Origin of the sequence: Sneathiella sp. P13V-1 (genome assembly GCF_015143595.1) — a bacterium.
Taxonomy (GTDB): Bacteria; Pseudomonadota; Alphaproteobacteria; order Sneathiellales; family Sneathiellaceae; genus Sneathiella.
On sequence record NZ_WYEU01000005.1, the window covers coordinates 148,371 to 156,078 of the forward strand.

The 7,708-nt window shown below is 47.3% G+C and carries 5 protein-coding genes and 1 tRNA gene; 2 read left to right on the top strand and 4 right to left on the bottom strand.

Annotation, left to right across the window (positions count from 1 at the left end):
- Positions 1–34: 34 nt before the first annotated feature.
- Positions 35–111 (top strand) — tRNA-Met (locus tag GUA87_RS17165).
- Positions 112–253: 142 nt separating this feature from the next.
- Here GUA87_RS17165 and GUA87_RS17170 read toward each other — a convergent pair.
- Together GUA87_RS17170 and GUA87_RS17175 are read right to left on the bottom strand one after the other, a co-directional pair.
- Positions 254–862 (bottom strand): LysE family translocator, encoded by a 609-nt coding sequence (locus GUA87_RS17170; protein ID WP_321575929.1) that lies wholly within the window; start codon positions 860–862, stop codon positions 254–256.
- Between the two features lie 235 nt (positions 863–1,097).
- Positions 1,098–2,258, bottom strand: a complete 1,161-nt coding sequence (locus GUA87_RS17175) for a branched-chain amino acid ABC transporter permease (RefSeq protein ID WP_193717850.1) — start codon at positions 2,256–2,258, stop codon at positions 1,098–1,100.
- A 356-nt stretch (positions 2,259–2,614) separates the two neighbouring features.
- Between GUA87_RS17175 and GUA87_RS17180 the strand changes: the two genes are divergently transcribed.
- Positions 2,615–4,099, top strand: a complete 1,485-nt coding sequence (locus GUA87_RS17180) for an inorganic phosphate transporter (protein WP_193717851.1) — start codon at positions 2,615–2,617, stop codon at positions 4,097–4,099.
- 94 nt (positions 4,100–4,193) lie between these two features.
- Here GUA87_RS17180 and GUA87_RS17185 read toward each other — a convergent pair whose 3' ends face one another.
- Positions 4,194–4,952: a substrate-binding periplasmic protein gene (locus tag GUA87_RS17185; RefSeq protein WP_193717852.1), complete on the bottom strand. Its 759-nt coding sequence runs from the start codon at positions 4,950–4,952 to the stop codon at positions 4,194–4,196.
- A gap of 154 nt (positions 4,953–5,106) precedes the next feature.
- The coding region (locus tag GUA87_RS17190; RefSeq protein ID WP_193717853.1) for a VCBS domain-containing protein at positions 5,107–7,708 on the bottom strand (2,602 nt) is incomplete at its 5' end.

Genomic DNA, 7,708 nt, shown 5'->3' on the forward strand with positions numbered 1-7,708 from the left:
GGCTCCAGACGCCAAATATGGCGCCCTTTTTTGGGGCGGAGTAGCTCAGTTGGTTAGAGCAGCGGAATCATAATCCGCGTGTCGGGGGTTCAAGTCCCTCCTCCGCTACCAGAAATCTCTCTCGTAAATAATTTGAACTGTTTCAAGCGATTAATAGCGCAATTTGCCGTTCAGTCAGTTGCTTGCTTTGTATTAGGCTAACCCGTATTTAAATATTGGACGCAGGTTTCCTCGTTGAAAACTATGCGTGAGCTTAGAGCAACGAATAGATGGCCAGGATGACAACCACCATTAAGGAGCAGGCCATCAGGAGATTGACGCGGAACTGGATGCGGGGCGCGAGTTCCATCCGTTCGACATATATGCCCGCGGCCAACCACAATAGGTGAATGGGAATCCAGATCGCGTTGAGGATCCCGAACTTGATCACCGTCTCTGTGAGCAAGGCATCTGGTAAGATGGCAAATCCGGAAAATAAAGTTGTATTCACCGCATAGGCTTTGGGATTGATTGCCTGAAGTGTGACACCGGAAAAGAAGCCGGGTCGGCTATCCGCTTCGATAAAGGAAATCTTTGATCCGGCGGTGGCAATACGGAAAGCCAAATATGACAAATAAAGGGCCGACACGACCAGCAATACGTTCCGGACCAAAGGCAGGGCAAAGATGATAGCCGCCAGCCCTGTGACCACAGCAAGCCCTACAAGGGCGTTACCGATACATAATCCGGAAACATACTGCAACCCCGCTTTACGGCCAAACGCAGCCCCAACCCCCGCGGTTGTAAGGACACCAGGTCCTGGCGTAATCAACAGAAAAAATACCGCAACGGCAAATGTTAGCACTGTATGATGCTCCAGCACTTAGTTATCTTTATTTTTAGTGGTCTAGGGCAACGGTGGTTTATCAAAACAATCATTGTGAATGGTCAAATGGACTAGAGTTTTTGAAGCTATTTTCAAAATCAGATCAATCATAATACATATTTTCGATAGATTCTGAAATCTAGGATATTCAAAAAAGAGGCTAACCCTAGCAATGCCGGTTTCTTCCGATGAAAACGAAAAATCCTCGTCTGTTGAATAAAGGCGGTGTTTTTTATGAGCTCAGCTTAGCTTTAAACTTGGTGAAACTGACCCCGCCAGCGATTATCAAGAGACCGAATATCATCCATGGCCATATGGTTCGAGGATCAATCATAATACCAAACAAGTTTGTTGAGACCGACGGTGCGTTGCTGTTTTTCAAGGTAGAGATCATCTCCAGAATCCCTATTAAACCCACTGCAATCGCAAGAAGGGAAAGGGCGGAGAAAATGTATGCGGAGGCTAATTTTTCATCCTTATCTCGTCTCAATCGTTTGAAGATGTCGGTCGCAAGACCGGACAGACCGCTTGGGGCAAAGAGTACGATTGTTATGAATAGAATACCCGCATAAAGGTGCAAATTATCCGTTGTCCCGTTTAAACCTGAAAAAATGGCGGTTAGGAGGAGGGCGCCAAGAGGTGGCCCCCAGAAAACTCCCGTACCACCGATAAAAACCATCTGGAGAATGAGCCAGGATTGTTGAAGGCTAATAATTTCAACGGTAACGAATTCATAGGTAAGGGCAAACAGGCCACCTGCAATACCTGCGAGAAAGCCGGAAACACAAAAAGTGAAATGTTTGAGTTTCCTTTGGCTGTATCCCAAAGATTCAATCCGGTCTGAGTTTTGTCCGGCGGCTTCAGAAATCCTCCCAACAGGGCTCGCATTGAACCAGGCAGCAAGCCCTATCACAATGAGAACCCAGGTCCAAACGATGTAAAACACAGCTGTATCAGATTGGAAATCAAAACCTAGAAAAGGCGGCAACTGGGTTCGATCAACACTGCCGCCATAAAATCTTCCAAAAACAGTAGAAGAAGCAATGACAAGCTCTGCGACGGCAAAACTGAGCATTGCAAAGACCAATCCCCCGCGCCGCGTGGTAAAACTGCCAAGAACAAAGGCACCTAATAATCCCATTAACCCCCCAAATAAGGGGATGAGGGGGGCTACAATCCAGCTATCACCATTGGAAAAATAATTTATGACATGAACCGCGAAAAAACCGCCAAATCCAAAATAGGCGGCATGTCCCAAAGAAAGAAGGCCTGCCTTACCCAACAACAGATTATAGGAAACAGCCAGAACAACGGCGATCCCCATCTGATTAAAGGTGAGTATGTGAGATGGACTATTGGTCAAAAGGGGGGCGAAAAAAGACAACGCCGCCAAGGCTGAAATTCCTAAAACAGGATATTTGATTGAAACGGGATTTTCTCTATAGGTCACACGATATACACATATTTTTTTATTATTGGTTTATCTGATCATATCTCAATTGCGCAGAATTGAAATGCAATTAATAGGGTTTATAGTGAATTGTGGGCTGCTCATTTTTGCCGGAATCAACTTCACGAGTTCTAAGACATGTATGGCTGAAACAGGTGTTTTCCAGCGAATAAGTCAAAACCGATACTAATAAATGAGTGATTTGGTTAGAAAAGCTTCATAAAAACTTGTGATAGTTATCAGACTGAGTTATCCGTGCCCTGTACAACCGATATATTTGTATAGGTAAGGGTTTGGATATGGCGGAACATGACTTAGACGCGGACCATTTAGAAACGCTTGATCGTGATCTGGGACGACTGAGTACTCTTGAACAAGCATCCGTTTTTGTTGCCAGGCCCTTGGTCGGGCCCGGGATTGCTCTGATCTTTATGGTGTTTGCGGGTATTTTGGCCGCGACCGTTTTTGGCGCTTCCAGTAACAGCTTTATCGTTATCATCGCCGCTGTGTTCGGGGCCTATATGGCGCTTAACATTGGTGCAAATGACGTTGCGAACAATATGGGGCCGGCGGTGGGGGCGAATGCGCTTACCATGGTTGGGGCCATTGTGATTGCCGCTATTTTTGAAAGTGCAGGTGCGTTGATTGCAGGCGGTGATGTGGTGTCCACCATTGCCAAGGGGATTATCGCCCCGTCCAGTATGCCGACGGTGTCAGTTTTTATCTGGGCAATGATGGCTGCGCTTCTCTCCGCGGCGCTATGGGTGAATTTGGCAACCTGGATTGGCGCGCCGGTCTCTACAACCCATTCTGTGGTTGGTGGTGTGATGGGCGCGGGTATTGCCGCCGCTGGATTTGCCGCGGTCAACTGGGCCACCATGAGCAAGATCGCCGCCAGCTGGGTCATCTCCCCGGTTTTGGGTGGTTTGATTGCGGCTTTGTTCCTTTGGTTCATCAAGTCACGCATCATTTACCAAGAAGATAAAATAACCGCTGCGAAGCGTTGGGTGCCCGTTCTTGTGGGCATCATGTCAGGTGCTTTTGCCAGTTACCTTGCGCTTAAAGGCCTGAAAAAAATCATCAAAATTGATCTGCAAACAGCGATCCTGATTGGCGCTTCTATTGGCGTTCTTTTCTGGTTGGTCATGCGGCCATTGGTGGCACGTCAGGCGAGGGGCTTAGAGAACAGAAACAAATCCTTGAAGAAGCTGTTTAATGTTCCTTTGATTGTCTCCGCGGCGCTGTTGAGTTTTGCCCATGGCGCCAACGATGTGGCTAATGCAGTTGGTCCTCTGGCCGCCATTGTACAGGCGTCGCAATCTGGTGATTACGGAACTGCGATCTCAATACCATTATGGGTGATGGTTATCGGCGCCGCCGGTATTTCTTTCGGGCTGTTCCTTTTTGGATCAAAGATGATCAAAGTGGTCGGCGATCAGATTACCAAGCTAAACCCGATGCGGGCTTATTGTGTGGCATTGTCTGCGGCGATTACAGTGATTGTGGCAAGCTGGTTAGGCCTACCGGTCAGCTCAACTCATATCGCAGTGGGCGCAGTATTTGGCGTGGGCTTTTTCCGTGAGTGGGATACGGTACGTCGCATGAAGAAGGTCAAATTGACCCCTGATCAGCAGGTTGAGGTGTCGGTTGAGGAACGGAGCCGGAGAAAACTGGTAAGACGCTCCCATTTCTTGTCAATTATTGCTGCTTGGGTGATCACTGTCCCCGCTGCAGCGATCATTTCTGGTTTGATTTTTATGGTATTTTCTTGGGTCGCAATCTAGGGGGATTGGATCATATATGTTTGTCAAACAGGTTGGGTTTTTGCCGATTGTCAAATAGCTACTGATATTAGGAATAAGGGTTAAAAGTCATCAGTTATTGATAACTCTCTAACCCATATTTCCTTCTAATGGATGTGAGGGCGCCTTCATTCTCAAGTTGCTGAAAAGCACTTTTGAGTTTTAAAAAATCACCCTCTGGGAAATTTTTTGAGGCGGCCATATACACATCGGTTGTTTCGGAAAGAGGTGGCCCAATTGTTATGGCCGATCTGCTCTCCAGCCCCTGTGAAAGCAGAACCCCAGAGAGCAAGACATTTGAGGTATACCAGGCATCAAGCCGCTGTTTGGAAAGCATCCTAAAGCTGGTTTGTTCAGTCTCCAGTGGAACGAGGTTTTTAAAACCCATACCTTTTAACTGGTTCTCTAACGAGGAGCCTTTTAGAACGCCAATGCTTTCCAACTCTCTCGCTTCCGCGATGCTATACGCGAGGCTGTCTTTGCGGGATACAATAAACCTAACAGCAACAACTAGCCGTCCTATCCAGACAAAGTTTGCCGCACGTGTGGGGGTTCTGGCGAGAGAAACCAAAACTGTATTTGAACTGTTTTCGGTTAAGTACAGCGCGCGCTTATAAGGGTATATTTGGGGGGATGGGTACTCTAATCCTGCGCGCTTGAATACCGCTTTTGAAATCTCAATTGCTAACCCTTTGATCTTACCGTCTTCAACATATGAGGTGGGATAGAGGTTGTTGGAGATCAGGTTGATTTCTGACGAGCTGGCTGGATTTATCTGAATCAAAAGCAGATTAATAGCGATTGAAAGCGCGTATAATCTAAAAAGAAATCCCATATGAAGCCACCCTTATTCTACACCGCCACTCTGCAATATAAAAATGATATGAAGCATGAATTGAATTAGTCAAATCGTGCGGCTTTACAAAAATGATGCATAAAAAAAGCCCGGTCATGGACCGGGCTTTTTACTTGATTGTCAGAGAAGGCGATTAACTTTCGTCACTCACATTTATCTGGGCTCGAAGGGCTGTTTCATCAACGACATCCAGATCAACACCTTCCAGTGTGATAGAGAAGTTAGATTGGCCATCAACGGTTAGAACAGTATCCGTTCCAGTATCCGTCAGAATAACATCTGCGTCGCGATCTGCCGTTGCGATCCCAAGGCTATCAAACAGACTATCCAAATCAATAGTATCACCTTCAGCAATATCGAAGTCGGTGACAGTATCATCGCCATTATAAATACTTGTGTAAAGGAAAGTATCTGCACCAATACCGCCGGTTAGTTGGTCATCTTGGTTGCTGCCATTCAGGGTATCATCACCTGCACCACCATCCAGAACGTCATTTCCTAAGCTACCGTCGAGATAGTCGTTGCCTACCCCGCCATGCAAGGTGTCCAGGCCGCTTCCGCCAAATAGTTGGTCATTGCCTTCTTCACCATAGAGCAGATCATCATCTCCTTCACCGCCAAGGGTATCATTACCCTCGCCGCCATAGAGCGTATCATTGCCCGTCTCACTATAGATAGCGTCGTTGCCTTCTCCACCATCGTAATGATTGTCAACTCTGACAACACCGCCTCCAAAGGCTGTATAGTCGCCATAATTGATAAAATCATCACCGCTCGTGCCAATAATGTTTTCAATGCTGCCAAGTGATTCTATGAGTTGTCCATTTAGAGAAACAAAACCATTGCTATTGATTGAGATGCCGTCAGAAAGGTGTCCGTAATATGCTGTATCAGTGCCATCGCCACCATCAAGCACATCGTTTAGGCCGCCACCTCCGGAGCCACCAACGATCGTATCATTCCCTTCACCACCGATAAAGACATCCGCTCCGTCAGTTCCGATAAGGATATTGTCATCTGGGGTGCCTTCAATCGTTGAACCGGTTTGTTTGAAAACAGCTACGATCGCAGTATCCGTTTCATCACCATCAGTTACTTCATAACCAATAAGATCGCTTCCAGTAACATTTGAAACCAACACATCACCATTTGAGACCGAAGTTATTGAGTTCAGAGCACCAGCGTCCGAGACCGCTAATTGATCCCCATTTGCATCAGTGTCATTGGCTGTCAGAAGTGCCCCTGCGATTGTAAAGGCGGAGGCATTGGTGACAATAAAATCATCCGCCGCAATAGGCGCTACATTTGGCTCATCATTCGTACCATTGATTGCAATCGTAATGGTTTGTGGCGTGCCATCCGCAGAATACACAACAAAGCTATCCGTCAAACTGTCAAAGTTGTTCAGGTCGTCAACTGTCGGGTTGCTGTTATCCAATGTGTATTCCCAGACGCCAGCAGTCGTCATAGTAAATGTACCATAGCCATTGGCAGATGTTCCGCTGCTCTCCAAGAACAAGTCATCAGGATTATCTACATCAGCACTATTGAGTGATCCTCCAACAGTGTCGGTATCATCATCTTCAGTGACGGAACCTGATGTTGTACCAGAAATGACCGCCGCGTCATTCGTACCATCGACATTGATTGTAACAGTCGCAGTTTCAGTGGTTGGGGAACCGCTGATTGAAGCCGTGTAATCAAAGACAAGTGTCGCCTGATCTGAGGTATTCATTACATCAAATGCAGATGAACCATCCGTAGCACTTCCAATTGGAGTGATATCCAAAGATACCTGAACATCCTCCTCATTTGTAGCATCGAATGTCAGCTCGCCATGGCCCGCAATGGTCAATTTCCAGATGTTGGAGCCAACGGCTGTCTCAACCCAACCGGAATGGATCACGGCGGCTTGCCCAGGCATTGTCAATGTAACTGCACCTGGTGCATTAAAGATTGTGTCCCCATCATTTGGAACGAAATCCTGATCCCAAGTTGGGGCCTGACCAGTTATAACTTCCGCGGTGATATCAGTATCTTCGTCAGTCGTGATAACATCATCCAACAGGACGGGTACTTCAACGCCATCAACAATAACCGCAACATTTTCAATGCTACCGGCTGTCAGGGTGCGACCAGCGACATTCAAAGTAGCTGTACCGCCCGCTTCAACCTCATTAGCAAATTTTGCAATCGCTTCTTCATGAGCAGCAAACTCTGCGGCCGTGAAATAAAGTTCCAGTGTATCGTTTCCGATCTCGCCTTCTACGATATCTGCAGCGCCAGCATTAGCATTCATAACCCATTGAATAGTATCGTCGCCAGAACCGCCCATGATAGTGTCGCTGCCGTTTCCTCCCAGCAATGTGTCATTGTCCGCATTTCCGAACATTTCGTCATTGCCAGTACCGCCAACAAGAAGATCATTTCCTTCATTGCCGAACATCAGGTCGTGACCTGAATCACCCACAACAGTGTCATCTCCAGTGCCGCCTGAAATATGGTCGTCGTCATCGCCACCGCGGAGAGAGTCATTATCTGCGCCGCCGATCATGGTGTCATTGCCAGCACCACCATGCATCTTGTCAGAACCACCGTCACCATACATGAGGTCGTTGCCGCCATCGCCATACATGACATCGTCGTCAGCACCGCCACGCATAGTGTCATTGTCAGCGCCGCCGTGCATTGTGTCGTTACCGCTGTCACCAAACAGGCTGTCTGCGCCTTCCTCA

Excerpts from the sequence above, each read along its gene's own strand:
- GUA87_RS17180 (WP_193717851.1), top strand. The coding sequence starts at position 2,615 with ATGGCGGAACATGACTTAGACGCGGACCATTTAGAAACGCTTGATCGT.
- GUA87_RS17185 (WP_193717852.1), bottom strand. The coding sequence starts at position 4,952 with ATGGGATTTCTTTTTAGATTATACGCGCTTTCAATCGCTATTAATCTG.